Raw genomic sequence first — 25,258 nt, 5'->3', positions numbered from 1 at the left:
CCGGGAGTTGGGCGCCGGTTCGGATCATCATGAGGGTGGATGCTCATCCTGACGCCGCAAGCCGCAGTGGGGGGCGCGCTAGCCCCTACTTGCGACCTATCATCCGCATGTAGACTTCTTGGGCTTGCTCATATGTTACGCAGTTTTCCCAGTCCGGCTCTGCCATCGGTGAGGGGGCGCGAGCTTGGTCGAGTTCCTTGCTCGCTTCCGCCTCCTGAGTAAGCTGAATAAACATCCGACCTGCAATCTTGTCCTTCTTCGCCCCGGCAAGTCCTATCTGACGCATCACGATTGCCACCATTGGCTCAGTTATGGTTTGGCCAGCCTCAACGAATGAGACTTGGCGCCACGCCTCGGCCAGGATGACGTCCCTAAGCTTGGTGGGTACTTCTTCGGGCGGCCGTTTCTTTTTCGGCCGTCCTTTTGGATTTCCGGATTGCCCTTTCTTGAAGCGATGCTCGGGCGGTGGCTTGCCGTAACCGCTCATTGCTCGTCGTCCAGGTACGTGTTGGACCGCTTTGCGCGTTCAACCCGAACCTCATCAAAGGTCATTTCGGTCTCCGTCAAGCGGGCCGGCTTTCCGGTGAGCTTCTCGAAGCGCCGGATGATCGTGTCGCAATAGAGCGGGTCGTATTCGATCAGCCGCGCCTTGCGGCCGCAGGTCTCCGAGGCGATCAGCGTTGTGCCTGAACCACCAAAGGCGTCCAGCACGATTCCGCCGCGCTTCGAGCAGTCGCGGATCGCGTCGGCGACCAACGCCGTGGGCTTTACCGTTGGGTGCATCTCCAATGCATCCTTGCGGCCGGCGCCCATGCTGCTGACGCCCGGGTAGTCCCAGACGTTGGTTCGATACCGACCGCTTTCGCCCAGGCCGAAGGTGTTGATGTGCGGCGCGTCGCCGATCTTGAACACGAACACCAGCTCGTGTTTCGAGCGATAGAAGGTGCCCATCCCGCCGTTGGTCTTGTTCCAGACGCAGAGATTTTTCAGCTCGCTGAAGACCGCCTGGCCCGCAGCAAGCAGCTCGCCCATGTGCCGCCAGTCCATGCACACAAAGGCGATCGCGCCGTTGCGGCAGACATCGGCCGAGGCAGCGAGCGACTCTGTGAGGAAGGTTGTGAAGGCGGCCTCTGACATCTCGCCGGTCGCCATGGCGAATTCGCGATGGCGGACTTTGCCGAGCCCGGTGACATGCCCATCGATCGGCACGTTGTAGGGTGGGTCCGTGAAGATCAGATCGGCCTGCTCATCTCCGAGGAGCGCTACGTAGTCGGTCGGCTCGCGCGCGTCGCCGCAAACCAAGCGATGACGCCCAAGAACCCACACATCGCCACGATGGGTCACGGGCTCGCCTGTAACGAAGCCGACTTCATCCTCAGGCGCGGCAGGGGAATTCGGATCGCTGTCACGTGCGCCATCGAGCACGAGGTCGATCTCGGCGAGGGAGAAACCTGTGAGACTGACGTCGAAGTCGAGGTCGACGAGCGCCTGCAGCTCGATGGCCAGCAATTCGCTGTCCCAACCGGCGTTCAAGGCGAGCTTGTTATCCGCCAGGATGTAGGCGCGCCGTTCCTCGTCCGTCAGATGCGACAGCTTCAGCGTCGGAACCTGGGCGATACCGAGTTGCTTGGCGGCCATCACCCGGCCATGGCCGGCAATGATTTCGCCCTGGTCGCTCACGAGGATGGGGTTCGTGAAGCCGAACCGCTGAATGCTCGCGGCGATCTGCGCGATCTGAGCTTTGGAGTGCCGCCGCGCGTTCCGCTCATAGGCCCGCAAGGCGCCGGGCGGCCGCATCTGGATTTCGAGGGATGGGGAAGTTGTTGTCGTTTCCATGTGGATATGGATGATGGGGGCAAATGAAAAGTAAAATACTTTTTAAGTTGACCGCGTGGTCAACTTAAAATGAAATTCGTACGCAATATTTATTACGTCAGAAAATACAATAACTTTTAGCGCATTTGCGAATGCTGAAGTGCTGGAAGAAATATTCGATTACAATCTCTCATGCGTACATATGCTCCAACCCGCTTAATGCGTTGGAGAATGCACCGGCCACGCAGGGGCGTGGCGTTCCTATCCATCCGGTTCTCATCGGCGACCGCCATGAACATGGACGCTCCCCGCTGGCAGGCGCGGCCATGGGGAGGCAAGCACCCGTTCCAAACGCTCCCCCTTGCCTGCAGTGGGATCAGGCGGTGTGGGCGCTAAGCTGAATGTTGCGCTCGCGGCTTCAGGAGGGGGCTCAATGATGTCTTCGCCACGATTGCTTTACCTCGACCAGAACGCCTGGATCGCCTTGGCTCATGGCGCCTGGGACGCCACTGCTCATCCGGCTGAGCACTCCGCTTTGATGCGTGTGGTGAAGGCCGTGCAGGGCCAACGGATCATCGTCCCGCTGAGCTTCACCAACATCTACGAGACGGCCAAAATCAATGATCCGCTTCGTCGCAGGCACTTGGCGCACGTTCAGAGTACGATCAGTGGCGGCAAGGTCATTAGAAGCCGGCGACGCATTTTCGGAGATACTTTGCTCCAACATATCGCGCGGAGGTCTGCGCTACCTCCACCCGTACTCGCTGACGGCTGGTTCCTGTCTGACCTATGGTTTGAGGCTGCGGCTGACTACACACCCGAAACGTATGGGTTCGAGATATCGGAGCGCGCTCTGGATCTGATGAGGCAAGATCCCGCGTATGCGCTCTTCAGCTACCTTTGCGAAACAGACGAAGCGGTGCGCTTGGAAGGCGTCCGGCAATACTCGGCGAGTTCCGCTGAGCTGCTGCTTAAGCTCGATGCGCGCCGAAAACTCGCTGCAGGAGAAGCCTTCGCTCTCAGATTACGCGCTTATGGAGCTCAGTTGATCCTCGAAGAACTGGATTTCATTTTCCTGACTGCGAAACGCTTGGGGTTGTCTTGGTACAGCGTCGGCGACATTGGGCGCTCTCTATTGAGGAGTATTGTCACCGAGGTGCCGGTCATGAACATCGAGCGGGAGCTAGCCGTTCGACTGGAGGATCAGCAGCGAGAGACGAATGAGAACGACTTGCGTGACATGCTGTCATTCACAACGGCACTTCCCGTGGCCGATATCCTGGTCGGCGAAAAGGCGTTTGTCGGCTTGGCGCGCCAGGCCAAGCTAGGTGAGAAGTATGATGTCGTGCTGTTGACCAAGGTGATGGATCTGACCGACGATCTGTTGTCGGCCGCGTGAACGTGGCTCAGCTGGGCGACGAGGCGTCGTATCAGCTCAGGGCGCGCAGGGCGACGAGACCACCGTCCCAGTAAGGACTCATCACCACCAGCCGTTCAATCGGCGCACCGCCGATCTCGGCCACGAGGCGGTCGAGGATGGAGGTTTCGGGCGAGCCGTTAGCGAAGAAGCCCAGGCGGGTGTCGTCGGTCAGCGTCCATGACCGCACCGCCGGATCGTCCCGCGCCTCGGCCAGCCAAGGCGTGCGGCTTTCGAGCCAGGACGTGGGGTCCTGCGCCGGGCTGGCTATCTCGCCCACGAGGTCAGCCAGGTGCGCCCAAACGGCCACGACAAAAGCCCTCTCCGGGCTTGGCGCGACGCCGCAGGAGATCTCAGTTACGATCTCGCAATTACCCGCAATGCCGGCTGTCGACACAGGCTCCATCGATGAAGGCGTTAGTCTCCTCTGCGCGGGAGCTGGCGAAGCGTGCTCCTTAGCTTTCCGGATCGCTGCAGCGACCGCTGGAGGCAGCGGTCGAGCGCCGACTATTCGGACTTCATCCATAGCAGGGCTCTGGCGGGCCTTAGTCGTGGGAGCGCAAAGGTCTTGCCGGCACGCACCTGCGCCCAGTATCCACGCCCGGCGTCGGAATGTCGTGCCGGTCGCAGATCTTCTTCAGGCCTGTAGACGTGATCCCGAGGTCCTCGGCGATCTCTGTCAGGGGGCGTTGCCAAGCCGCATCGAACAGGGCGTGGCGGGACAGAGTGGTCATAGCTGGCGTGTTCCCTGATAGTCTGCGCAGGGTTCCTTGTTTCGCGCACGCCAATTCCCTGTTCCAGATCACCTCAACAGCCGGCCGCAGCGCTGCGCTCAAGGTTTGGACGCCAAGGGTTTCAGTGGGTTGCCCAGAGAATGGCCGGCTCACGCCGCGTAGCGCGCCGAAACGAAAAACTCAAAACAGGGAAAAACAGAGAAAATTTGGCGGCGCACTGGGTCCACCGCCACGTTCCGCCGATAGCGCGAAATTTCACGAGACATCTCCTCTGGCGCCGCCCGGTTCCTCGCGGGCGCGTGAGCGGCGGGCCCCGGGGGATCGGCCGGCGCCTCCTGGGGAAAACCCCGATGGACCGGTCAGGGCGGGGCCCGCAGTCTGGCGCCCAGCATCCACCATCCAGGGCGAAGACCATGGCGAGCCGTCTGCCGAAGGGGCCACCGCGGCCCAAGCGGGTGGAGAACCCGCCGCTGCCTCCGCTGCCCGACGTCGAGGGGATGAGCGCGGACGGCGCGTCCGTCACCTATTCCACCCACCGCACCAGGCTCTCGACCCACCGGACCGAGCTCTCGGAGCACCGGACCGACCTGTCGGAGTACCGCACCGACCTCTCGACCGAGCGCACCGAGATGTCGATGCGGCGGACCGGCATGTCGTTTCAGCGGACGCGGATGAGCGACGATCGCACCCTGATGTCGGTGATCCGCACCTCGCTGTCGCTGATCGGGTTCGGGTTCACGATCTACCAGGCCTTCGAGAAGCTGCGCGAGGCGGGCGCGATCGCGAGCGCCGCCGCGCCGCGGAACTTCGGGGTCACCCTGGTCATGCTGGGCATCCTGATGCTGCTTATCGGGATGATCCGCCACGTGCGCTTCATGCGCGAACTGAGCCAAACCCGCGCCGCCATGGCCAAGGAAGGCCTGGTTTTCGCCGAAAGCCGGTTCCCCGTCTCCTCGACCTTCTGGATCGCGGTCGCCCTGCTGCTGCTGGGCTTTGCGGCCATCGCCGCCATGGTCTTCCGGGTGGCGATCTTCGGCTAGAGCCGTTCCTGCGCCGATCCGGCGGCCGCCTCGGCGGAATGCCCTAGCGCGACATCCAGGGCTTGGACTTGGACGAGGAGCGGGCCGCGGCGGCCTGTTCGCGCTGGAAGCGCCCGCCCCGCGGCGGCTTGGGCCGCGCGTCGATCGCCGCCTTCTTCAGGCGCAGGGCGCGCTGGATCGGGGTCTCGTCGGGCGGCGCCGGATCGTCGGGCGTGTCGGTCATGAAGCGGTGTCCTTGCGAGGGGCGATCCTAGCGGGCGCGGCGCGAGGTGTCCGGGGAAAACCACGCGCTCTTGCGCTCCCTGGCGTTCGCCGGGCACTAGACCGCCCATGAAGCAAGTCATCGTCGTCAACGAGGCGCTGGCCCTGCCGCCCGGCAAGATGGCCGCCCAGGTCGCGCACGCCGCGGTCGGCGGGCTGCTGAGCGCGCCGCGCGAGCAGCAGTCGGGCTGGCTGCAGGCCGGCATGCCCAAGGTGGTGCTGCGCTGCGGCTCGGAGGAAGAGTTGTTCGAGCTGGCGCGGAAGGCCGAAGAGGCCGGCCTGCCGGTGATGCTGATCCGTGACGCGGGGCGCACGGTGGTGCAGGCCGGCACTCCGACCTGCGTCGGCATCGGGCCCGACGAGATCGCCAAGATCGACGCCGTGACCGGCGCGTTGAAATTGATGAGGTAGGACGATGGTCTATTCGACCAAGCAAGGCACCGGGGTCATCGGGACCGTGGAGCAGCCCTTCGAGGCGGTGAGCTTCGAGGCCACCATCGAACACGGCCAGAGCGCCATCCTGTCGTTCATCGCCAAGGTGAAGACCCGCAGCGGCCGCAGCCTGGCCGCTCTCAAGGAGGAGAACCTGGTGCTGCAGATCGACGACGGTCCGGCGCTGGGCGTGGTGATCGTGCACCTGGAGGGCGACGGCGACGAGGCGGTGCTGAACCTCTCGGCCAAGTAGCGGGCGCATCGGCGCCCTCCCCGGACGGCCTGCGGCTTGATAACTTGCAAAAACGAACTTATCGTTTTGGGCAGGGGAGAGAAACGCATGCAGTCTGAAGATATGCGCGGGATGCGCCGGCTTGGGGGCGCGCTGGCCGGCGCCCTCCTGGCCCTGGGCGGGGCGGCGCAGGGCGCCGAGCAGGCGCTGGACGCCAGGGCCAGCGATCCGGCGGCTATGGGCTGGATGACGGGATCGCCGCCGCCGCCCGAGCGGACGATCCGCTTCGACGACGGCGGCTACCTGCAGTTCCCGCAGATCCGCTGGACCTTCTCGCACTGGCGCGAGCTGTTCCCGACCGCCCAGGTGTCGCGCGGGGCCGGGCCGGTCAGCGCCCTGCCGCGGGCCGAGCGCCAGGACCTGGACGCGGTGAGCTTCACCCCGCTGGGCGGCGGCGCGCCGATGACCTGGGGCCAGTCGCTGGACGCCAACTACACCGACGGCATCCTGGTGATGCACCGGGGCAAGGTGGTCTACGAGCGCTACTTCGGAGCTCTGACGCCCGAGGGGGCGCACATCGCCCATTCGGTGACCAAGTCGTTCGTCGGCACGATCGCGGCCATGCTGGCGGCCGAGGGCAGGCTCGACCCCGACGCCCTGGTGACCCGCTACATCCCCGAACTGGCCGGCAGCGCGTTCGGCGACGCCACCGTGCGCCAAGTGCTGGATATGACCACGGGGCTGGAATATTCCGAGGTCTATACCGACCCGAACTCGCCGGCCTGGGATTTCGTGCGCGCCGTGGGCCTGCTGCCGCGCCCGCCGGGCTACGCCGGCCCGACCACCAGCTACGACTATCTGAAGACGCTGAAGAAGGCCGGCGAGCACGGGCAGGCCTTCGCCTACAAGTCGGTCAATACCGAGGTGGTCGGCTGGCTGGTGCAGCGGGCCGGCGGCAAGCCGCTGGCCCAGCAGCTCAGCGAGCGGTTCTGGGCGCCGCTGGGCATGGAGCAGGACGCCTATCTGCAGGTCGATGCGGTGGGGACGGGCTACGCCGCCGGCGGCCTCAACCTGGGCCTGCGCGACTTCGCAAGGTTCTGCGAGATGATGCGCCAGGGCGGGCGCGCCAACGGCCGCCAGGTCGTGCCGGCCGCCGTGGTCGCCGAGATCGCGCGTGGGGCCCGGCCCGAGGATTTCGCCAAGGCGGGCTATGCGACCCTGCCGGGCTGGAGCTACCACGACCAGTGGTGGGTCTCGCACAACGACCACGGCGCCTACATGGCCCGCGGGGTCCACGGCCAGGCCTGCTATGTCGACCCCAGGGCCGAGATGTCGATCGTGCGCTTCGCGTCGAATCCGAAGGCCAGCAACGTCTATCTCGATCCGCTGTCGCTGCCGGCCTACCACGCCCTGGCCCAGCACCTGATGCGGACGCCCTGAGCCGAGCGCCCGCGCCAGGCCCCGGCTAGAGCGCTGCCGCCGGCTCGGCCTCGAGCGCGTCGGGCCGGCGGGCCGTCCTGGCGATCACCCGGCTGGCGAAGGCCGGCAGCACGACCAGGGTCAGCAGGGTGGCGGTGATCAGGCCGCCGATGACCACGGTGGCCAGGGGCTTTTGCACCTCGGCCCCGGCGCCGCTGGCCAGCGCCATCGGCATGAAGCCCAGCACGGCGACCAGGGCCGTGGTCAGCACCGCCCGCAGGCGCGCCATGGAGCCTTCGACGGCCGCCTGGCGGGCGTCCATCCCGGCCTCGATGCGCTCGCGGATCGCCTGGATCAGCACCAGGCCGTTGAGCGTGGCCACCCCGGAGACGGCGATGAAGCCGACCGCGGCCGAGACCGAGAACGGCATCCCCCGCAGCAGCAGGGCCAGCGCCCCGCCGACCAGGGCCAGGGGCACGCAGGCGAAGACCACCCCCGCCTGGGCCGCCGAACCGAGCGCGAAATAAAGCAGCACCGCGATGGTGGCGAACACCACCGGCACGACGATGGCCAACCGCGCCTCGGCCCTTTGCAGGTTCTCGAACTGGCCGCCCCAGTCGAGCCAGGCGCCGGCCGGGAGGGCGACCTCCTTGGCCACCGCCGCGCGGGCGTCGGCGACGAACCCGCCCAGGTCGCGGCCGCGGACATTGGCCTGCACCACGATGCGGCGCTTGCCGTTCTCGCGGCTGATCTGGTTGGGGCCTTCGCCGGGCTGGAACTGGATGACCGAGCCCAGCGGCACCATCACCGCCCCGTCGTTCACCGCCAGCGGCGTCTGGGCCACCACGGCGAGGTCGTTGCGCGCCTCCTCGGGCAGGCGGACCACCACGTCGAAGCGGCGGTCGCCCTCATAGACCCGGCCGGCGTTGCGCCCGGCCAGGGCGATCTGCACGGCGTCGGCGGCGTCGGCGGCGTGGACCCCGTGCAGGGCGGCGGCCGAGCGGTCCACCTGGGCGGTCAGCATCGGCAGGCCCGAGACCTGCTCGACCTTGACGTCGGCGGCGCCGGGCACGCCGCGCAGGACGGCGGCGATGGTCTCGGCCGTCGCCTCCATCTGGGTGAAGTCGTCGCCATAGACCTTGACCGCCACGTCCGAGCGGACGCCGGAGATCAGCTCGTTGAACCGCATCTGGATCGGCTGGGTGAACTCGTAGGCGTTGCCGATCTGGCCGTCGGCGACCTTCTCGATCTTGGCCAGCACGTCGGCCTTGGCGAGCTTGCGGTCGGGCCAGTCCTTGCGGTCCTTCAGGATGATGAAGGTGTCGGAGATGCTGGGCGGCATCGGGTCGGTGGCGACCTCGGCCGTGCCGGTCTTGGAGAACACCGTCTCGATCTCGGGGACGCTCAGCAGGGCCTTTTCCAGGCGGGCCTGCATCTCCAGCGACTGCTCGAGCGAGGCGCTGGGCACGCGCAGGGCTTGGAGCAGCACGTCCTTCTCGTCCAGGGTGGGGATGAACTCGCGGCCGAGCAGGCTGAACACCGCCAGCCCGATCAGCACCGCCGCGCCGGCGCCGAGGGCGACCCGCCTGGGATAGGCGACCGCGCGGCGGACCAGCGGCTCCAGGCGGCCCCGGGCGAAGGCCTCGGCCCTGGATTGGTGCTCGTGCGCCGGCGGCCTGATGAACAGCGCCGCCAGGGCCGGGACCAGGGTGAAGGTCAGGACGAAGGCGCCGGCCAGGGCCAGCATGACGGTGGCGGCCATCGGCTGGAACATCTTGCCCTCGACCCCTTCCAGGGCCAGCAGCGGGGCGTAGACCAGCAGGATGATCGCCTGGCCGTAGGCGGCCGGGCGGACCATCTGGCGGGCGGCGGCGACCGCCTCGTCCATGCGCTCGGCGGCGGTCAGGTCGCGGCCCTGCGCCTGGCGGCGCAGGGTCAGGCGGCGAAGGGTGTTCTCGACCACCACCACCGCGCCGTCGACCAGCAGGCCGAAGTCCAGGGCTCCCAGGCTCATCAGGTTTCCGGAGACCCCGAACCGGTTCATGCCGATGACGCCGAACAGGAAGGCCAGCGGGATGACCAGGGCGGTGATGATCGCCGCGCGCACGTTGCCGAGCAGCAGGAACAGCACCACGATCACCAGCAGGGCGCCCTCGGCCAGGCTGGTGCGGACCGTGGAGATGGTGCGGTCGACCAGTTCGGTGCGGTCGAGCACGGGCCGGGCCTCGACGCCGGGCGGCAGCGAGGCCTTGATCTCGTCCAGCCGCCGGCCGACCGCGTGGGCGACGGTGCGGCTGTTCTCGCCCGCCAGCATCAGGGCGGTGCCGATCACCACCTCCTCGCCATTCTGCTGGGCCGCGCCCAGGCGGGCGGTCTGGCCGATCTCGACCGCGGCTACGTCGGAGACGCGGACGACGAGGCCGTCGCGGTTCTTGATCGGGGCGGCGGCCAGGTCCTCGACCGAGCGCACGCGGGCGTCGGCGCGGACCACGAACGCCTCGCCCCCGCGCGAGACGTAGCCGGCCCCGGCGACGGTGTTGGCGTGCTCCACCGCCTCGACGACCTCGTTGAGGCCCACCCCGTAGGCGGTCATGCGGGCCGGGTCGGGCCGCACGGCGTACTTCTTGACGTAGCCGCCGATGACGTCGATCCCGGCGATGCCGGGGACGGTCTTGAGCTGGGGGGTGATGATCCAGTCCTGGACCGTGCGCAGATAGGTGGCCTTGGCCATCTCGGTGGTCAGGCGCTCGCCTTCCGGCGTGATGTAGGCGCCGTCGGCCTGGGGGCCCGGAGCGCCGGGCGCGATCCCCTTGGCGGGGGCCATCTTGACCGTCCACATCATCACCTCGCCCAGGCCCGTGGTGATGGGAGCCAGGGCCGGTTCGGCGCCGGCCGGCAGTTCGTCGCGCGCGCTCTGCAGGCGCTCGGTCACCTGGTTGCGGGCGAAATAGACGTCGGTGGCGTCGGTGAAGACGGCGGTGATCTGGGAAAAGCCGTTGCGCGAGATCGAGCGGGTCTCGATCAGGCCCGGTATCCCGGTCAGGGCGGTCTCCAGCGGATAGGTGACCCGCTGCTCGATCTCCTCGGGCGACAGGGCGGGGGCGACGGTGGTCACCTGGACCTGGCGGTTGGTGATGTCCGGCACGGCGTCGATCGGCAGGCGGAAGAGCTCGAAGGCTCCGAACACTCCGATGGCGACGGCGATCAGGATGACGGCGATGCGGTGGCGCACGGACAGCGCCACGATCTTGCTCAGCATGACGGGCGCTCCCTAGTGGCCGTGCTCGGCTTCGCCCTTGGCGAGCTCCGCCTTGAGGACGAAGGCGCCGCGGCCGGCGACGCGCTCGCCGGCCTCCAGCCCGGCGACGATCTGGGTCTGGCCGCCGCCGGTGCGCCCGGTGGTGACCGAGCGGGCGCGGAAGCCCTCGGCCTCGGCGACGAACACCACCGAGCGGCCTTCCAGCGTCTGCACCGCCTCGGACGGCACGCTGGGCAGGCCCTTGCCGTCGGCAGGAACCTGGGCGCTGACCGCCGCGCCCGGCGTCAGGCCGGCGTCGAGCGGACGGGCGCGGACCATGGCGGCGCCGGTGGTCCCCTGGGACAGGGGCGCGACCCCGACGATCTCGGCAGGGGTCTCGCGGCCGTCGGGGCCGACCAGTTTCAGGTGATCGCCGACCCGCAGCCGGGCGGCGGAATCGGCGGGGACGTTGAACACGACCTCCAGCCGGGTCGGGTCGGAGACCTCGGCGACCGGGGCGCCCTGGGCGACGAAGCCGCCGGGGGCCGCCTGGACGCTGGTCACCAGCCCGGCGATCGGGCTGCGCAGGGTGGTCTGGCCGCCGGCGCCGGGCGAGCCGAAGGCGGCGACGCGGGCCTGGGCGGCGCTCGCCTGGGCCGAGGCGCGAACCTGGGCGGCGCGGGCCGCCTCCCAGTCCTGGCGGGCGGTGACGCCGGCCTTCAGCAGACGTTCTTCCCGCGCGAGGGCGGCCTGGGCGGCCTGGGCCTCGGCCGCGGCCGCGGAGGCTTCGGCGCGCACCAGGGCTCCGTCGGCGCTGCGGATCACCGCGACCCCGCCGCCGGCGCCGACCCGGGCCCCGGGCGAGAGCAGCACGCGCTCGACCACCCCGGCGACCGGAGCGCCGATGACCGCGTGGGCATTGGGCGCGGCCTCGACCCGGCCGGTCAGCCGGATGTCCGATCCGCCGCCGCGGCCGACGGTGACCACGGCCACGCCGGCGGCGGCGGCCTGGTCGGCGGCCAGGGGGACGAAGCCTTCCTCGGCCTTGGACTCGTCCTCGCCGTGGCCCGCCTCGCCGTGCGTTTCGCCGACCTCGGAAGCGCGGAGGTTCGCCAGGCCGTAGCCGGCGGCGAGGGCCGCGGCGAGGGCGGCGCCGGTGAGCAGGTTTCGCTTGCTGATCTGCATGGTCAGGCTCCGAAGGGGATCTTGCCGGTCAGGCGCGCGGCCTCGGCTTGGGCGCGGACGCGGGCCAGGCGGGCCTCCAGCGTCTGCAGGCGCGCGGCGGCCAGGGCGCGGCGGGCGGCGGTCAGTTCGAGCAGCGGCAGGCGGCCGGCCTCGTAGCCGATGCGGGCCAGGCGATAGGCCTCGCTGGCCGCATGCTCGCCGGCGCTGGCGGCGGCGACCTGGGCCTGGGCGCTGCGGGCCTGGGAGCGGGCGGCCGCGAGGTCGGCGGCGGCGTCGAGCCTGGCCTGGGCCAGCCGCGCCTCGGCGGCGTTCAGCTCGGCGCGGGCGGCCTCGGCGTTCCCGCGGTTGCGGTCGAACAGGGGGAACGGCAGCGAGGCGCCGGCGACCATGGCGGTCGAGTCGTCGCCGGCGAAGCGGCGGACGCCGGCCGACAGCGTCAGGTCGGGGCGGGCCTGGACCTGCTCGATCCGCACCCTGGCGGCGGCGCGGTCGCGGTCGGCCTCGGCGGCGAGGACGGCCGGGGTCGGGGCGGTGTCGAACGCCTGCGCCGGGGGCTCTTCGCCGAGCAGGCTGGCGCTCAGTGAATCGAAGACCGCGCCTGAGCCGGCCAGGGCCGAGAGCCGCCCGAAGGCGGCGTCGCGGTCGGCGCGGGCCTGGTCGAGAGCGGCCTGGGCGCTCTGCGCCTCGGCCTGCGCCTGCAGGGCGCGCAGATGGGCTTCCTTGCCGGCCTCGACCAGCAGCCGGGCGGAGCGGGCGTCGCTCTGGGCGGCGTCGAGCAGTTCCTGCGCCTGGGCCGCCCTGGCCTCGGCGGCTTCGGCCTCGGCATAGGCCAGCGCCAGGGCGGCGGCGTAGTCGGCGCGGGCCTGGGCGTCGCGGGCGCGGGCGAGATTGAGGTCCTGGCGGGCCCCGGCGATGCGGGCCTGGCGCTTGCCGCCCAGTTCCAGGGTCTGGCTGACCGAGAGCGTGGTCTCGGCGGACTCGAAGCCGTCGAACTGGCCCTTGCCGGCGAAGTTCTCGACGTCGAGGGCGAGCTCGGGATTGCGCCAGGCGCCGGCCTGGGTGAGCCGGCCCTGGGCGGCGGCGACCTCGGCCTGGCTCTCGGCGCGGCGCGGCGCCTGGGCCGACCGGGCCAGCAGGTCGTGGAAGGCGGGGGCGGGCTCGGCCAGGGCGGGGCCGGTCCAGGCGAGGCCGCCGGCGGCCAGCAGGGCCGCCAGACGGGCGTAGTGGAGAGGCATTCTTGGAACTCCGATGACGAAACATGACGCGGGCGCCGGCAGGCGCGGGGCGTCAGGCCGCGGGAGGTCGGATCGGGGGGCTGAAGTTCAGGGTGGCGCGGGCGGCGTCGTCGACCGGCAGGAGCCGTTGGCGGCTGGGCAGGAAGGTCTCGATGGCCACGCCGCCGAAGCCAGGTGTCGCCACGTGCCCGGCGCAATGGCTGGCGCAGTGCGCGCCCGGCATGTGGTGGGCGGCGTCAGGATCGCCGTCGCCGGCGTGGTGGGCGCTGGCCGCGGCGTTGGCCGCCGCGATCGGCTCGGCATGGCTGGGGGCGGCCAGCAGGACGAACATGGCGACGGCCAGCAGGGCCAGGATCGCGCCTGCGCGCCGAAGTCCGTCCATGAGCCCTTGCCCGACCATGGAGCAGGCTCTGCATCCTACAGCGGCTGTAGAAGCAAGCCCTATCTGCGGCGTGGCCATGACGCCGAAGGGGCTTCCCAGCCGGGCCGTTCTCGTGCCCCTTGTTCCAGACTGCAAGTGACCCTGGGGGAGTGAATGCGCGTTGTGAGGTTTGTGGCGGCCGCGGCGATGGCCGGCCTGCTGAGTTCGGCGGCGCCGGCGGCGCTGGCCCAGGGCTATCCGGCCGCCAAGGTCGCGGGCCTGAAGACCCAGGCGGCGGCCGGCGTCGAGGCCCGGGCCAAGCTGGCCCAGCAGATGAACGACCAGATCTTCTCCTATGGCGAACTGGCCTTCCAGGAGGTCGAGACCTCGAAGTACGTCACCGACGTGCTGGAGAAGAACGGCTTTGCGATCCAGCGCGGCGTCGCCGGCCTGCCGACCGGGTGGACCGCCACCTGGACCCACGGCAAGGGCGGCCCGGTCATCGTGCTGGGCAGCGACATCGACGGCATTCCCAAGGCCTCGCAGAAGCCGGGCGTGCCCTGGCACGAGCCGCTGGTCGAGGGCGCGCCGGGCCATGGCGAAGGCCACAACTCCGGCCAGGCCCTGAACGTGGTCGCGGCCCTGGCGGTCAAGGACCTGATGGAGAAGGAGAACATCGCCGGCACGCTGATGCTGTGGCCGGGCGTGGCCGAGGAGCTGCTGGGCGGCAAGGCCTACATGGTCCGCGACGGGGTGTTCAAAGGCGCCGACGCGGCGATCTTCACCCACGTCGGCGCGAACCTCGCCACCGCCTGGGGCGCGCCGTCGGGCACCGGCCTGGTCTCGGTCGAGTACACCTTCCATGGCGCCTCGGCGCACTCGGCCGGCGCGCCCTGGCGCGGGCGCAGCGCGCTGGACGCGGTCGAGTTGATGAACATGGGCTGGAACATGCGCCGCGAGCACCTGCGGCCCGAGCAGCGCTCGCACTATGTGATCACCGACGGCGGCGACCAGCCCAACGTCGTGCCGTCCAAGGCGACCGTCTGGTACTATTTCCGCGAACAGACCTTCGACGGCATCAAGAGGAGCTTCGAGATCGGCGACACCATCGCCGAGGCCGCCGCCAAGATGACCGACACCACCATGGAGCGGCGGGTGCTGGGCACGGCCGCGCCGCGCCACTTCAACCGGCCGCTGGCCGAGGCGGCCAAGGCCAATATCGACCAGGTCGGCCTGCCCAAGTGGACGCCGGAGGAACAGACCTTCGCCAAGGCGGTGCAGAAGAACCTGGGCTCCAAGGAGAAGGGCCTGGCCACCGAGCTGGAGAAGCTGGCGGCGCCGGTCGAGAAGCCCGAGAGCGGCGGATCGGACGACATCGGCGACATCTCCTGGACGCTGCCGACCATCACCATCGTCTATCCGGCCAACATCCCGGACCTGCCCGGGCACCACTGGTCCAACGCCATCTCGATGGCCACGCCGATCGCGCACAAGGGCGTGGTGGCCGGGTCGAAGGTGGTGGCCATGACCATGATCGACGTGCTGACCAAGCCGGAGCTGCGCAGCCAGGCGAAGGATTATTTCGAGAAGGTCCAGACCAAGGACCAGAAGTACGTCCCGATGATCGGCCCCGACGACAAGCCGCCGATCGAGATCAATACCGACGTCATGGCCAGGTTCAGGCCGCAGATGCAGAAGTTCTATTACGACGCCGAGCGCTATCCGACCTATCTGGACCAGCTCGGGATCAAGTGGCCGCCCACCGAACTGACGCCGCCGAAGGGGACGCGGGCCGATTGACGCCGCGGCCACGGCTCAATTTCGCCACGAGCCGTGGCCAGCCTCCGCCCCGCAACAGGAGGACCCGCATGCGTCTGACTAGCCTCATCCTCGCCGCCGCCGCCCTCGCGGGCTCGACCGGCATGGCCTTGGCCGCCGAAGGCCGCTTCATCCACCCGGCCGACACCAGCAAGGACGACCGGATCGATAAGGCCGAATGGGTGGCCTACAAACTGCCCGAGGCCGAGTTCGCCAAGGCCGACAAGGACAAGAACGGCCTGATCGACGGCCCCGAGTTCGTCGCCTGGGACACCGCCTACAAGGCCGCCCACCAGGGCCACTAGGCCAGCGCCTGCTCCAGGTCGGCGATCAGGTCGCCGGCGTCCTCGACGCCCACCGACAGGCGGATGAGGCCGTCGGCGATGCCGATCCGGGCCCGCGTTTCGGCTGGGATCGAGGCGTGGGTCATGATCGCCGGATGCTCGATCAGGCTCTCCACCCCGCCCAGGCTTTCGGCGAGGGTGAACAGGCGGGTGCGCTCGAGCATCCGCACCGTCCCGGCCAGGTCGCGGTCCAGCACCGCCGAGATCATGCCGCCGAAGCCGCCGCTCATCTGCCGCCGGGCCAGGCCGTGCTGCGGATGGCTCTCCAGGCCCGGATAGATGACCTTGGCGACGTCGGGCCTGGCCTCCAGCCAGCGGGCGATGGCCATGCCGTTCTCGCAATGGCGCTGCATGCGCAGGGCCAGGGTCTTGACCCCGCGCAGGGCCAGGAACGAGTCGAAGGGCGAGGCGACGGCGCCGACGGCGTTCTGCAGGAAGCCGACCTGGTCGGCGAGCTCCTTGTTCGCACCCACCACCAGGGCGCCGCCGACGATATCGGAATGGCCCGAGACGTACTTGGTGGTCGAGTGCATGACCGCGTCGAAGCCGAATTCCAGCGGCCGCTGCACATAGGGGCTGGCGAAGGTGTTGTCGGCCGCGGTCAGCAGGCCGCGCCGCTTGCCGAGCTGGGCGATCGCCTCCAGGTCGGCCAGCCGCAGCAGCGGATTGGTCGGGGTCTCGACCCAGAGCAGCCTGGTGTCGGGCCGGATGGCGGCCTCGATGGCGGCGACGTCGCTCATGTCCACGAAGCTGAACTCCAGCCCCGCCGTGCGCTTGCGGACCTTGTCGAACAGCCGGAACGAGCCGCCGTAGAGATCCTCGCTGGCGATCACGTGCGAGCCCGCGTCCAGCACCTCCAGGAAGGTCGAGATCGCCGCCAGGCCCGAGGCGAAGGCGTAGCCGCGCGTCCCGCTCTCCAGGTCGGCGATGGCCCGCTCGAAGGCGAAGCGGGTCGGGTTCTGGCTGCGGCTGTACTCGAAACCCTTGTGCTCGCCCGGACTGGCCTGGGCGTAGGTCGAGGTCGCGTAGATCGGGGGCATGACCGCCCCGGTGGTCGGGTCGACCGACTGGCCGCCGTGGATCACCCGCGTGGAAAACTCCAGGCGGTTCTTGCCGGTATTGTCCTGGGTCACGCCGCCCGCCGCAGATAGTTGATGAGGTCGATGCGGGTGATCAGCCCGACGAATTCGCGGCCGTCGAGGACGATGGCCACCTGATCCTTCTCGAAGACCGGGAGCAGGGCGTCGAGGGGAGCGTCCGCCTGCAGGGTGTCGAGCCGCGCGGTCATCGCCGTCGCGACCGGCTGGGAGAAGCGCCTGTCGGGCTTGGAATCCTCGATGGCCTCCAGGAGGTCGCTCTCGTCGATCAGCCCGATCAGCCGTCCGTCGTCGAGCACCGGAAGCTGGCTGACATCGGCCTGGCGCATCCGGTTGTAGGCGGTCAGCAGGGTGTCGTCGGGGCCGACGACGATGGCGCCGCCATTGGTCGCCGAGCGGACGATCAGGTCGCGCAGGTCGCCGTGCAGGCTGCGCTCGGTCAGGCCCTGCTCGGCCAGCCAGCTATCGTTGTAGACCTTGGAGAGGTACTTCGCGCCGGTGTCGCAGACCAGGGTGACGACCCGCTGCGGCTGCGTCTGCTCGCGGCAGTAGCGCAGGGCGCCGGCCAGCAGCGTGCCCGAGGACGAGCCGCCCAGCACGCCGGCCTTGGACAAGAGCAGCCGCGCGGCGGCGATGCTCTCGGCGTCGGGGATCGTGTAGGCGCGCGAGACCAGGGAGAGGTCGCAGTTGTCGGGCACGAAGTCCTCGCCGATGCCCTCGACCACCCAGGAGCCCGGTTCGATGAGCTTCCCGGTGTTGACCAACGGGGCCAGGATCGAGCCCTCCGGATCGGCCAGCACCATCCTGGTCTTCGGCGAGGCCCTGGCGAAGAAGCGGCCAAGCCCGGTGAGGGTGCCGCCCGAGCCGACGCCGACGACCATGGCGTCGACGTCGCCGCCCATCTGCTCGAGGATCTCCGGGCCGGTCGAGGTCTCGTGCGCCAGCGGGTTGGCGCGGTTGGCGAACTGGTTGACGAACAGCGCGCCGGGGATCTCCGCGGCCAGGCGCTGGGCCATGTCCTGGTAGTATTCGGGGTGGCCCTTGCCGACGTCCGAGCGGGTGATGCGCACGTCGACGCCCATCGCCCGCAGGTGCTGGATCTTCTCGCGGCTCATCTTGTCGGGCACGATCAGCAGGATCCTGTAGCCCTTCAGCACGCCGACCTGGGCCAGGCCGAGGCCGGTGTTGCCAGCGGTGGCCTCGACGATCGTACCGCCGGGCTTCAGCGAACCGTCGGCCTCGGCCGCCTCGATCATCGAGCGGGCGATGCGGTCCTTGATCGATCCGCCCGGATTGGCGCTCTCAAGCTTGACGAACAGCCGGCAGGGACCGGTGTCGAAGCCGACCAGCTCCAGCATGGGGGTGGAGCCGATCAGCTCCAGCGCCGACTTGGCGGGCGGCGCGAGCCGGGGTGCGTCTGCGGTCATGGGCGGCTCCTGGTGGCCTTTCAGCAGAAACGCCCGAGGTCGGTTTCCGCGCCATTTGCTTGAGCATATGGGCGATTTTCCTCCGCCGCCTAGATGTGCGGCGGCGTCCTCGCCGTGAACGGGGCGGGATCGGGCGAAATCGCGTCTCGGCGAGCGGGCCCTTCGCAGCGGGCGGAAGGGCCGTTAAAGCGATCCCATGGCCAAGACCACACCTGCGACCCTCGCCCTCGACAAGGCCAAGGTCGCCTACGAGCTGCACGCCTACGACTACGATCCCGACGCGCCCCGGGTCGGGCTGCAGGCCGCCGAGAGCCTGGGGGTTCCCCCCGATACGGTGTTGAAGACCCTGATGGCCCTGGTCGACGGCAAGCCGGTCTGCGCGATCCTGGCCTCCGACCAGGAGGTGGCGATGAAGAAGCTGGCCGCGGCGGTCGGCGGCAAGTCCGCCCAGATGATGAAGCCGGCCGACGCCGAGCGGGTCACCGGCTACCGGGTCGGCGGGGTGAGCCCGTTCGGCCAGAAGCGCCAGGTCCCGACGGTTCTCGACCAGGCGGCGCTCGCGCACGGGAAGGTGTTCGTCAACGGCGGGCAGCGCGGATTGCAGCTACGGATCGCCCCCGCCGACCTTTTGGTCGCACTACCAGCCAAGGTAGCGGTTCTGACTTGATTGTCGTTGCGTAACCGCGCGGATAGGGCCTTAAGTTAGCAACGATAACTTTGGTCGGCGGGGAGTGCGGCCTTCCGGATAATGCCGGGCGGTCACAGTGTTTGCGATGGGACTGGCGTCATGACGGCTGTGAGCCTCGAGCGGCGGCGCACCTATCACGTGGGCAACGTCCGCGGACAACTTCTGGCCGCAGCGCGCGACATCCTGCAGGAGAGCGGCCGGGCCGGGCTGTCGCTGCGGGCGATCGCCGACCGGGCCGGCGTCGCGCCGGGCACAGTCTATTATCACTACGCCGACAAGGCCGCGCTGCTGGCGGGCCTGGCGGTGGACGGCTTCCGGCAGTTGTCGGAGGCGATGCGCGTCGCCTACGAGGCGCGCGGCGCCGAGGGCGGGTTGCGCTCGACCGGCGGGGCCTATCTGAACTTCCTGCGCGAGAAGCCCGAGCTCTACGAGCTGATGTACGAGGCCATGGACGCCGGCCGCCGCGAGGATGTGGCCGCCGCCGAGGCCGAGGCCTTCGCGGTGTCGCGCGCCGCGATCATGGCCGACTTCGCCGACCAGCACTCGCCCGAGCTGGCCGGCAAGATCGCCGAGGCGATCTGGGCCTGGGGGCGCGGCATCGCCGCCGTGGCGCTGTCGCGCGGCCTTCCCGGACAGGGCCCCGAGGACGAGACGGTGGAATCGGCGGTGCGCGGGCTCGAAGCCCTGATCATGGGCCGCTGAGGGCGCCGTAACGTCAGCTCGCCGTCAAGGCGAGTCGGTCCCATGTTTTTGAATAACCAGTATTTTCCCGCACCTTGGCCGTTGAGCCGCCATGGGCGGCGCGGCCCTTGCGCCACAAGGGCTGACGAAAGTTCCGCCCTGGCGCTTTTCCCTCTATTCGAACGCTGTTCGAGACATCCAGCCTAACGACATTAAGCACTCGCGACGGGCGGAAAAACGCCCGCGTCTGGCTGGGAGGTAACAAATGTTTCAACCGCTGCGTCTGCGCAGTCTTTTCATCATGGGCGCGTCCGTCGCGGCCATGTCCGCCGCCACTCAGGCCGCGGCCCAGGAAGCCTTCACCATCGAGGAACTGGTCGTCACCGCTGAGAAGCGGGAGCAAAGCCTGCAGGACGTGCCGGTGGCCGTCACGGCCTACACCTCCGAAAAGCGCGACATCCTGGGCGTCGCCACGGTCGAAGACCTGGCCCGCGTCACGCCGAGCGTCGCCTACACCAACAACGACCGTCTCTCGATCCGCGGCTTCGGCCGCCTGACCAACGCCATCGGCACCGATCCGTCGGTGGCGCTGTACTCGGACGGCATCTTCTCGAACTCGATGGCCGACTCCTCGACGCCGTCGCTGTTCATCGAGCGGACGGAAATCCTCCGCGGCCCGCAGGGCACCCTCTACGGCCGTAACTCCATCGGCGGCGCCCTGAACATCATCGGCAAGCGCCCCAGCGACACCTTCCAGGGCGAAGTCCGCGGGGCGGTGGGCAACTACGGCTCGTGGCGCACCGACGCCCTGGTCACCGGCCCGATCACCGAAGGCCTGCGCTTCCTGGTCGGCGGCTCGGTCGAGCGCCGTGACGAAGGCTTCATCGAGAACATCGGGCCCGGCGGCGACACCAGCGCCGTGAAGCGCTACATCGTCGAAGCCCAGGTCGAGGCCGACCTCGGCGAGAACGTCACCGCCCGGCTGCGCTATACGAAGTTCGACTGGGACGACAGCTACGGCGTCGGCAACATCCACGAAGCGGTGATCACGCCCTACGACACCGTCTCGCCGACCGGCATCGAGAACAGCGCGCTCTACTACAACCCGACCTTCGGCTACACCAAGGCCAACCCGTCCATCGCCGATCAGTACAAGATCGACATGGACCAGACGATGGAGGGCAAGCTCTCCAACCACCATCGTCTGCACTTCGACCTGACCTGGGACCTGGGCGGCGCGACGCTGAAGTATCTCGCCGGCTACCAGGCCTATACCTACAACACCAACGGCGACGAAGACCGCTCTTCGCGCCAGGGCCTGTTCAGCATCCCGACCGCGACCCCGTTCGGCGCCTACACCGCCACCAACGTCTCGCCGAACGAGCGCTTCTTCTACACCGAGAAGCAGGAGTGGTGGTCGAACGAGATCAACCTGTCGTCCAACTCGGACGGCCCGCTGCACTGGATCGTCGGCCTCTACCAGTACCATCAGGAATACTCGCAGCCGCAGGGCCTGCGCGTGCTCGGCGACGCGGCCATGACCGCGCCGCTCAGCCTGGCCACCGGCGGCCCGGCCGCGCCGAACCCGAACGGCAACTACCTGTTCGTCGACGGCAGCCTGGAAGTGAACTCCTACGCCGCCTTCGGCCAGATCGACTACGAGTTCGCCGAGAACTGGACCCTGACCGCCGGCCTTCGCTACTCGGTCGACGAGAAGTCGGGCACCGACTTCGCGCGCTACGTCTCGCGCAGCCCGACCACCACCACCCTGCTGCAGCAGTTCGCCAACATCCCGGCGGCGGTCGGCCAGGGCATCGCCCTGGACTTCACGACCTTCGTGGTCTGCGGCGGCGCGAGCATCGCCGACTGCAACGCCCAGCCGCAGTACGCCAACCTGCGTGAAGCGCAGGGCGGCGGCCTGATCCGCGACCTGTCGGCCGACTACGACGCCTGGACCGGCACGCTCGGCGTCCAGTGGCAGCCGGACAGCTCCACCAACGCCTACGCCCGCTACAGCCGCGGCTACAAGTCGGGCGGCTGGCTCGCCTCGAACGGCCTGACCCCGGTTCCGTACGCGGACCCGGAATACGTCAACAACTACGAAGTCGGCCTGAAGAAGACCTTCGGCGGCCGCCTCCAGCTCAACTCGGCGATCTTCTACGCCGACTACCAGGGCTTCCAGGCGCCGCTGCGGGTGATCATCAGCGGCTCGACCACCGGCACGCAGTTCCTGAACCTCGACGCCCGCAACTGGGGTGTCGAACTGGAAGGCCAGTGGGCGCCGGTCGACAACCTGCTGGTGTTCGCCAGCTACGCCTACATCAACGCCGAGGTGACCAACGGCTGCTGCTTCGTCGACGTCAACGATACGGCGGCCTTGAAGTCGGGCGCCAAGCCGGTCGGCGGATCGCCGACCGCGCGGACGCAGAACCTGGAGGGCAACCGCCTGCCGATGACGCCGGAGAACAAGTTCAACCTCGGCGCCAACTACACCTTCGACTTCGACGCCGGCAGCCTGACCCTCGGCGGCACCTACACCTATACCGACGACATGCAGACGGCGATCTTCGCCCAGGACAACTATACCGCTCCGGCCAACGAGATCGTCGACTTCCGCGCCCTGTGGAAGGACGGCCAGGACCGCTTCACGATCATCGGCTACGTGAAGAACGCCTTCGACGAGGTGGCCTACCAAAGCTCCACCCCGACCGGCCTGACCGGCTCCGGCGACTATCGCCGGACGGTGAAGCTGAACTTCCCGCGCACCTACGGCGTGGAATTCCAGTACCGCTTCTAGGGGCCAGACCCTCAGGATCGACGGGGCGCCGCGGGAGACCGCGGCGCCCTTGTCGTTTCCGCGCCCGCTCGGGCGCCGTGATTGCGGAGTTTCACTCCTGGCCGAACGCCGTTAGGTTGGCGCCGGCCTGAAGGAGGGGAAGGCGTGATGCTGGTTCGTTGGGTCGCCTTGGCAGTCGTTGCGATCCTCGCCGCCGGGCCGTCGGCGCCGGGCGCGCCCGCCCCTGCCGGGGCCGCCGGCCGCTTCGCCCCGGAGATGCAGGCCTTCGCCGCGCAGGACAAGGCCGCGCCGCAACCGCCCTGCAAGATCGTCTTCACCGGCTCGTCCTCGATCAGGTTCTGGACGACCCTGGCGCAGGACATGGCGCCGATCCCGGTGATCAACCGCGGCTTCGGCGGCGCGCAGATCTCGGACGTGAACGCCCACTTCGACGAGGTGGTCGCTCCCTACCGCCCGCGCGCGGTGGTGTTCTATGCGGGCGAGAACGACCTCAGCGCCGGCGAGCCGGTCGGCTCGGTGGTCGAGGACTTCGAGCGCTTCATGCGGCTGAAGACCGAGAAGCTCGGCGCCTCGACGCCGGTCTACTACATCTCGCTCAAGCCCTCGCGGGCGCGCGAGCACCAGATCCCCGACCAGAACGCCGTCAACGCCAAGATCCGGGCCCTGATGAAGGGGCGCAAGGACTTCCACTACATCGACATCGTGCCGCAGATGATGGGGCCGGACGGCCACCCCAAGGACCTGTTCGTCAGCGACGGCCTGCACATGACCAGCGCCGGCTACGCCATCTGGACCCGGGCGGTGCGGCCGGTCATGGAGCGCGAGATGAAGGCGGACCGGCCCGCTTGCCGCGCCGCGCGGCCCGCCTCCTGAAGTCCTAGAGCGACGAGCGCAGCATCCAGGCGTGCTTCTCGTGCGCGGTCAGCCGGTCGGAGATCAGGCTGGCGCTGACCTCGTCGCCGGCCTCCTGGGCCAGGGGCAGGATCGCATAGAGCGTGCCGATCAGCGCCTCCTGGCTGGAGATCAGGTCCTTGAGCATGTCCTCGGCGCCCTTGGACGGGTCGCCGTCCTTGATCGCCGACAGGTTGCCGAAGGCGCCGTAGCCCTGCGGGGCCAGTTCGCCCAGCGCGCGGATCCGCTCGGCGACCTCGTCGATGGCGGTCCACATCTCGGTGTACTGGGCCATGAACAGCGAATGCAGTTGCGAGAAGTTCGGGCCGCGCACGTTCCAGTGATAGCCGTGGGTCTTCAGATAGACCGCATAGGTGTCGGCCAGCAGCTTGGAGAGGCCTTCGGCGACCGCCTTGCGGTCTGCGGGCGTGGGTCCGGTGTTGGGCATGGGGCGGGCTCCTGTTCTCAAGCTTCGACGCTCGCCGAACGGGCGCCCGGCGCGGAGGTTCCGTTCGCGCCGATCCGCGCCCAGACGCGCTCGTGCACGGCGAAGGCCATGGTCTGGAAGATCGGCTCGATCATGCCGATCGCCAGCGCCGCACGCCAGTCGCGGGTCAGCGCATAGGCGACGGCGATCGCCACCGTCAGGTGCATCAGGCTGTAGCTGAGGGTCTTCTTGGCGGTGCGCATGATCGAACCTTATTGCGAGTGGTTCGCAACATATCATGGCCCGGCATTATCGAAACAAGTTTATCCATCAGATTTTCTTTGATGAACCAGCGTGGCCCTTATCGCTTGGCGCCGCGCTGCTTTCGCTTATCGTCGTTCACCTGACCGCCCGACAGAGGCGGATAGGGAGGAGCGAGCCATGAAGTTCACCTGGTTCAACCTCATGCCGTGGCCGTACCTGCCGGATGACTTCCGGGAGACGAACCGTTCGGTGTGGGTGGATATCGACCAGCGCCTGTTCGACCCGGCGAGAAGCCACGAGGTCTACAACACCTATATGGACCTGCTCGAATACGCCGACACGCTCGGCTTCGACGGGATCGGGGTGAACGAGCACCACCAGAACGGCTATGGCATCATGCCCAGCCCGAACATCATCGCCGCGGGCCTGGCGCGCCGGACCCAGAACGCGGCGATCGTGGTGCTGGGCAACTCCATCGCGCTCTACAATCCGCCGGTCCGGGTGGCCGAGGAATTCGCCATGCTGGACTGCATCAGCGGCGGGCGGCTGGTGGCCGGGTTCCCGGTCGGGACCTCGATGGACACCAACTACTGCTACGGCCAGATCCCGTCGCTGACACGCGAGAAGTACCAGGAAGCCCACGACCTGATCATCAAGGCCTGGACCACGCGCGACCCGTTCGCGTGGAACGGCCGCTACAACAAGCTGCGGCACGTCAACATCTGGCCGCGACCGATCCAGCAGCCGCATCCGCCGGTGCACATCCCGGGCGGCGGCTCGGTCGAGACCTACGACTTCTGCATCGACAACACCTATTCCTATTCCTACCTCAGCTTCTCGGGCTACCTGCGCGCCCAGGCGCTGATGAACGGCTACTGGAAGCGGGTCGAGGAGCGCGGGGTCGACAAGAGCCCCTATCGCGCCGGCTTCGCCCAGACCATCTGCGTGGCCGAGACCGACGAGGAGGCCGAGCGGCTCTATTCCGAGCACGTCAGCTACTTCTACAATCGCTGCCTGCACGTCTATCCGGGCTTCGCCGACGCGCCGGGCTACCGGACGATCAAGACCATCCAGTCGGGCGCGCTCAGCCAGTACGCCCCGCCGAAGGGCGGCTATTCGCAACTGACCTGGAAGGAGCTGACCGAGCAGGGCCACGTCATCGCCGGCAGTCCCGAGACCGTGCGCCAGCGGATGGAGGACCTGATCAAGGGGCTCAACGTCGGCAACATCTTCTGCCTGATGCATGTGGGGAACATGCCGGCCGACAAGTGCATGTATTCGACCCGGCTGTTCGCCGAGAAGGTCATGCCCAAGCTGCGGAACATGTTCCCCGAGCACGCGGACGACGGCCGCTTCTGGTGCAAGCCGCTGGACCGTCGCGTCGCCTCGGGGGCGCTGCCCCGCGAGATCCCGACCAGCGCCTCGCTGGCCAAGACCTACGCGTGAAGGGGGCCA

24 protein-coding genes are annotated in these 25,258 nt (G+C 68.6%); 12 read left to right on the top strand and 12 right to left on the bottom strand.

From position 1 onward, the window contains the following. Window positions 1–85: 85 nt before the first annotated feature. Both RTL41_RS02825 and RTL41_RS02820 read right to left on the bottom strand, forming a co-directional pair. Entirely contained in the window at window positions 86–487 is a 402-nt protein-coding gene (locus tag RTL41_RS02825; RefSeq protein WP_312161119.1) for a DUF5681 domain-containing protein, read from the bottom strand. Next, a complete protein-coding gene (locus RTL41_RS02820) occupies window positions 484–1,797 on the bottom strand; it encodes a DNA methyltransferase (protein ID WP_312161116.1) in 1,314 nt (437 codons plus the stop codon). Before RTL41_RS02820 ends, RTL41_RS02825 begins: the two co-directional genes overlap by 4 nt. Before the next feature lie 451 nt (window positions 1,798–2,248). Here RTL41_RS02820 and RTL41_RS02815 point away from each other — a divergent pair, with 451 nt between their 5' ends. Then, window positions 2,249–3,214, top strand: coding sequence for a hypothetical protein (locus RTL41_RS02815; protein ID WP_312161114.1), 966 nt, complete (start codon window positions 2,249–2,251; stop codon window positions 3,212–3,214). Between the two features lie 31 nt (window positions 3,215–3,245). Here RTL41_RS02815 and RTL41_RS02810 read toward each other — a convergent pair whose 3' ends face one another. Further along, window positions 3,246–3,629, bottom strand: a complete 384-nt coding sequence (locus tag RTL41_RS02810) for a hypothetical protein (protein ID WP_312161111.1) — start codon at window positions 3,627–3,629, stop codon at window positions 3,246–3,248. A gap of 750 nt (window positions 3,630–4,379) precedes the next feature. Here RTL41_RS02810 and RTL41_RS02805 point away from each other — a divergent pair. Next, window positions 4,380–5,006, top strand: coding sequence for a DUF202 domain-containing protein (locus tag RTL41_RS02805; protein WP_312161108.1), 627 nt, complete (start codon window positions 4,380–4,382; stop codon window positions 5,004–5,006). Window positions 5,007–5,049: 43 nt separating this feature from the next. On the opposite strand, the gene RTL41_RS02800 is transcribed toward RTL41_RS02805, so the two are convergent. Then, window positions 5,050–5,229, bottom strand: a complete 180-nt coding sequence (locus RTL41_RS02800) for a hypothetical protein (protein WP_312161106.1) — start codon at window positions 5,227–5,229, stop codon at window positions 5,050–5,052. A gap of 107 nt (window positions 5,230–5,336) precedes the next feature. Between RTL41_RS02800 and pth2 the strand changes: the two genes are divergently transcribed. The 3 genes from pth2 to RTL41_RS02785 all read left to right on the top strand — a co-directional run bounded on the left by pth2 (window position 5,337) and on the right by RTL41_RS02785 (window position 7,371). Next, on the top strand, window positions 5,337–5,678 hold the full coding sequence (gene pth2, locus RTL41_RS02795; RefSeq protein ID WP_312161104.1) for a peptidyl-tRNA hydrolase Pth2: 342 nt from the start codon (window positions 5,337–5,339) through the stop codon (window positions 5,676–5,678). A gap of 4 nt (window positions 5,679–5,682) precedes the next feature. After that, window positions 5,683–5,952, top strand: a complete 270-nt coding sequence (locus RTL41_RS02790) for a hypothetical protein (RefSeq protein ID WP_312161101.1) — start codon at window positions 5,683–5,685, stop codon at window positions 5,950–5,952. 87 nt (window positions 5,953–6,039) lie between these two features. Then, entirely contained in the window at window positions 6,040–7,371 is a 1,332-nt protein-coding gene (locus RTL41_RS02785) for a serine hydrolase (protein ID WP_312161099.1), read from the top strand. A gap of 25 nt (window positions 7,372–7,396) precedes the next feature. Here the strand turns inward: RTL41_RS02785 and RTL41_RS02780 are convergent, their stop codons facing one another. Genes RTL41_RS02780 through RTL41_RS02765 form a run of 4 tightly spaced genes read right to left on the bottom strand, consistent with a single transcriptional unit; the run spans window position 7,397 to window position 13,390 of the window. Further along, window positions 7,397–10,609, bottom strand: coding sequence for a CusA/CzcA family heavy metal efflux RND transporter (locus RTL41_RS02780; protein ID WP_312161098.1), 3,213 nt, complete (start codon window positions 10,607–10,609; stop codon window positions 7,397–7,399). Between the two features lie 12 nt (window positions 10,610–10,621). Further along, window positions 10,622–11,773, bottom strand: coding sequence for an efflux RND transporter periplasmic adaptor subunit (locus tag RTL41_RS02775; RefSeq protein WP_312161096.1), 1,152 nt, complete (start codon window positions 11,771–11,773; stop codon window positions 10,622–10,624). 2 nt (window positions 11,774–11,775) lie between these two features. After that, window positions 11,776–13,008, bottom strand: coding sequence for a TolC family protein (locus RTL41_RS02770; protein ID WP_312161094.1), 1,233 nt, complete (start codon window positions 13,006–13,008; stop codon window positions 11,776–11,778). 52 nt (window positions 13,009–13,060) lie between these two features. After that, window positions 13,061–13,390, bottom strand: a complete 330-nt coding sequence (locus RTL41_RS02765; RefSeq protein ID WP_312161092.1) for a hypothetical protein — start codon at window positions 13,388–13,390, stop codon at window positions 13,061–13,063. A 153-nt stretch (window positions 13,391–13,543) separates the two neighbouring features. Between RTL41_RS02765 and RTL41_RS02760 the strand changes: the two genes are divergently transcribed. Together RTL41_RS02760 and RTL41_RS02755 are read left to right on the top strand one after the other, a co-directional pair. Continuing rightward, window positions 13,544–15,169, top strand: coding sequence for an amidohydrolase (locus tag RTL41_RS02760; protein ID WP_409418295.1), 1,626 nt, complete (start codon window positions 13,544–13,546; stop codon window positions 15,167–15,169). 68 nt (window positions 15,170–15,237) lie between these two features. Beyond that, window positions 15,238–15,492 carry an EF-hand domain-containing protein gene (locus RTL41_RS02755; RefSeq protein ID WP_312161089.1) on the top strand — a complete coding sequence of 85 codons (255 nt, stop codon included), beginning with the start codon at window positions 15,238–15,240 and terminating at the stop codon, window positions 15,490–15,492. On the opposite strand, the gene RTL41_RS02750 is transcribed toward RTL41_RS02755, so the two are convergent. Further along, window positions 15,489–16,664 carry a PLP-dependent aspartate aminotransferase family protein gene (locus RTL41_RS02750; protein ID WP_312161086.1) on the bottom strand — a complete coding sequence of 392 codons (1,176 nt, stop codon included), beginning with the start codon at window positions 16,662–16,664 and terminating at the stop codon, window positions 15,489–15,491. The genes RTL41_RS02755 and RTL41_RS02750 overlap by 4 nt on opposite strands. After that, the gene (locus RTL41_RS02745) at window positions 16,661–18,055 is read right to left on the bottom strand and encodes a cystathionine beta-synthase (RefSeq protein ID WP_312161083.1); all 1,395 of its coding nucleotides are present in this window, start codon (window positions 18,053–18,055) and stop codon (window positions 16,661–16,663) included. The genes RTL41_RS02750 and RTL41_RS02745 overlap by 4 nt, the downstream gene beginning before the upstream one ends. A 196-nt stretch (window positions 18,056–18,251) precedes the next feature. Between RTL41_RS02745 and ybaK the strand changes: the two genes are divergently transcribed. From ybaK to RTL41_RS02725, 4 genes are all read left to right on the top strand, one after another. Then, on the top strand, window positions 18,252–18,722 hold the full coding sequence (ybaK, locus tag RTL41_RS02740) for a Cys-tRNA(Pro) deacylase (protein ID WP_312161080.1): 471 nt from the start codon (window positions 18,252–18,254) through the stop codon (window positions 18,720–18,722). A gap of 120 nt (window positions 18,723–18,842) precedes the next feature. Further along, window positions 18,843–19,445 (top strand): TetR/AcrR family transcriptional regulator, encoded by a 603-nt coding sequence (locus RTL41_RS02735; protein WP_312161078.1) that lies wholly within the window; start codon window positions 18,843–18,845, stop codon window positions 19,443–19,445. A 244-nt stretch (window positions 19,446–19,689) separates the two neighbouring features. After that, window positions 19,690–22,221 (top strand): TonB-dependent receptor domain-containing protein, encoded by a 2,532-nt coding sequence (locus tag RTL41_RS02730; protein ID WP_312161076.1) that lies wholly within the window; start codon window positions 19,690–19,692, stop codon window positions 22,219–22,221. Window positions 22,222–22,368: 147 nt separating this feature from the next. Beyond that, a complete protein-coding gene (locus RTL41_RS02725) occupies window positions 22,369–23,094 on the top strand; it encodes a GDSL-type esterase/lipase family protein (protein WP_312161362.1) in 726 nt (241 codons plus the stop codon). Window positions 23,095–23,098: 4 nt separating this feature from the next. Here RTL41_RS02725 and RTL41_RS02720 read toward each other — a convergent pair whose 3' ends face one another. Together RTL41_RS02720 and RTL41_RS02715 are read right to left on the bottom strand one after the other, a co-directional pair. Then, window positions 23,099–23,560, bottom strand: coding sequence for a Dps family protein (locus RTL41_RS02720; protein WP_312161074.1), 462 nt, complete (start codon window positions 23,558–23,560; stop codon window positions 23,099–23,101). Window positions 23,561–23,577: 17 nt separating this feature from the next. Next, a complete protein-coding gene (locus RTL41_RS02715) occupies window positions 23,578–23,802 on the bottom strand; it encodes a DUF2061 domain-containing protein (RefSeq protein WP_312161073.1) in 225 nt (74 codons plus the stop codon). A 178-nt stretch (window positions 23,803–23,980) separates the two neighbouring features. Between RTL41_RS02715 and RTL41_RS02710 the strand changes: the two genes are divergently transcribed. After that, entirely contained in the window at window positions 23,981–25,249 is a 1,269-nt protein-coding gene (locus RTL41_RS02710) for an LLM class flavin-dependent oxidoreductase (RefSeq protein WP_312161072.1), read from the top strand. Window positions 25,250–25,258 lie beyond the last annotated feature (9 nt).

Source organism: Phenylobacterium sp. (assembly GCF_031984885.1).
Lineage (GTDB): Bacteria > Pseudomonadota > Alphaproteobacteria > Caulobacterales > Caulobacteraceae > Phenylobacterium.
Note: the sequence above shows the minus strand (reverse complement) of the source record. Positions and strands in the feature narration are given on the sequence as shown.

Coding starts and splice junctions, on each gene's coding strand:
- RTL41_RS02715 (WP_312161073.1), bottom strand. CDS start 23,802: ATGCGCACCGCCAAGAAGACCCTCAGCTACAGCCTGATGCACCTGACG.
- RTL41_RS02770 (WP_312161094.1), bottom strand. CDS start 13,008: ATGCCTCTCCACTACGCCCGTCTGGCGGCCCTGCTGGCCGCCGGCGGC.
- RTL41_RS02790 (WP_312161101.1), top strand. CDS start 5,683: ATGGTCTATTCGACCAAGCAAGGCACCGGGGTCATCGGGACCGTGGAG.
- RTL41_RS02745 (WP_312161083.1), bottom strand. CDS start 18,055: ATGACCGCAGACGCACCCCGGCTCGCGCCGCCCGCCAAGTCGGCGCTG.
- ybaK (WP_312161080.1), top strand. CDS start 18,252: ATGGCCAAGACCACACCTGCGACCCTCGCCCTCGACAAGGCCAAGGTC.
- RTL41_RS02825 (WP_312161119.1), bottom strand. CDS start 487: ATGAGCGGTTACGGCAAGCCACCGCCCGAGCATCGCTTCAAGAAAGGG.
- pth2 (WP_312161104.1), top strand. CDS start 5,337: ATGAAGCAAGTCATCGTCGTCAACGAGGCGCTGGCCCTGCCGCCCGGC.
- RTL41_RS02760 (WP_409418295.1), top strand. CDS start 13,544: ATGCGCGTTGTGAGGTTTGTGGCGGCCGCGGCGATGGCCGGCCTGCTG.
- RTL41_RS02775 (WP_312161096.1), bottom strand. CDS start 11,773: ATGCAGATCAGCAAGCGAAACCTGCTCACCGGCGCCGCCCTCGCCGCG.
- RTL41_RS02815 (WP_312161114.1), top strand. CDS start 2,249: ATGATGTCTTCGCCACGATTGCTTTACCTCGACCAGAACGCCTGGATC.
- RTL41_RS02755 (WP_312161089.1), top strand. CDS start 15,238: ATGCGTCTGACTAGCCTCATCCTCGCCGCCGCCGCCCTCGCGGGCTCG.
- RTL41_RS02785 (WP_312161099.1), top strand. CDS start 6,040: ATGCAGTCTGAAGATATGCGCGGGATGCGCCGGCTTGGGGGCGCGCTG.
- RTL41_RS02730 (WP_312161076.1), top strand. CDS start 19,690: ATGTTTCAACCGCTGCGTCTGCGCAGTCTTTTCATCATGGGCGCGTCC.
- RTL41_RS02800 (WP_312161106.1), bottom strand. CDS start 5,229: ATGACCGACACGCCCGACGATCCGGCGCCGCCCGACGAGACCCCGATC.
- RTL41_RS02765 (WP_312161092.1), bottom strand. CDS start 13,390: ATGGACGGACTTCGGCGCGCAGGCGCGATCCTGGCCCTGCTGGCCGTC.
- RTL41_RS02805 (WP_312161108.1), top strand. CDS start 4,380: ATGGCGAGCCGTCTGCCGAAGGGGCCACCGCGGCCCAAGCGGGTGGAG.
- RTL41_RS02720 (WP_312161074.1), bottom strand. CDS start 23,560: ATGCCCAACACCGGACCCACGCCCGCAGACCGCAAGGCGGTCGCCGAA.
- RTL41_RS02780 (WP_312161098.1), bottom strand. CDS start 10,609: ATGCTGAGCAAGATCGTGGCGCTGTCCGTGCGCCACCGCATCGCCGTC.
- RTL41_RS02735 (WP_312161078.1), top strand. CDS start 18,843: ATGACGGCTGTGAGCCTCGAGCGGCGGCGCACCTATCACGTGGGCAAC.
- RTL41_RS02820 (WP_312161116.1), bottom strand. CDS start 1,797: ATGCGGCCGCCCGGCGCCTTGCGGGCCTATGAGCGGAACGCGCGGCGG.
- RTL41_RS02725 (WP_312161362.1), top strand. CDS start 22,369: ATGCTGGTTCGTTGGGTCGCCTTGGCAGTCGTTGCGATCCTCGCCGCC.
- RTL41_RS02710 (WP_312161072.1), top strand. CDS start 23,981: ATGAAGTTCACCTGGTTCAACCTCATGCCGTGGCCGTACCTGCCGGAT.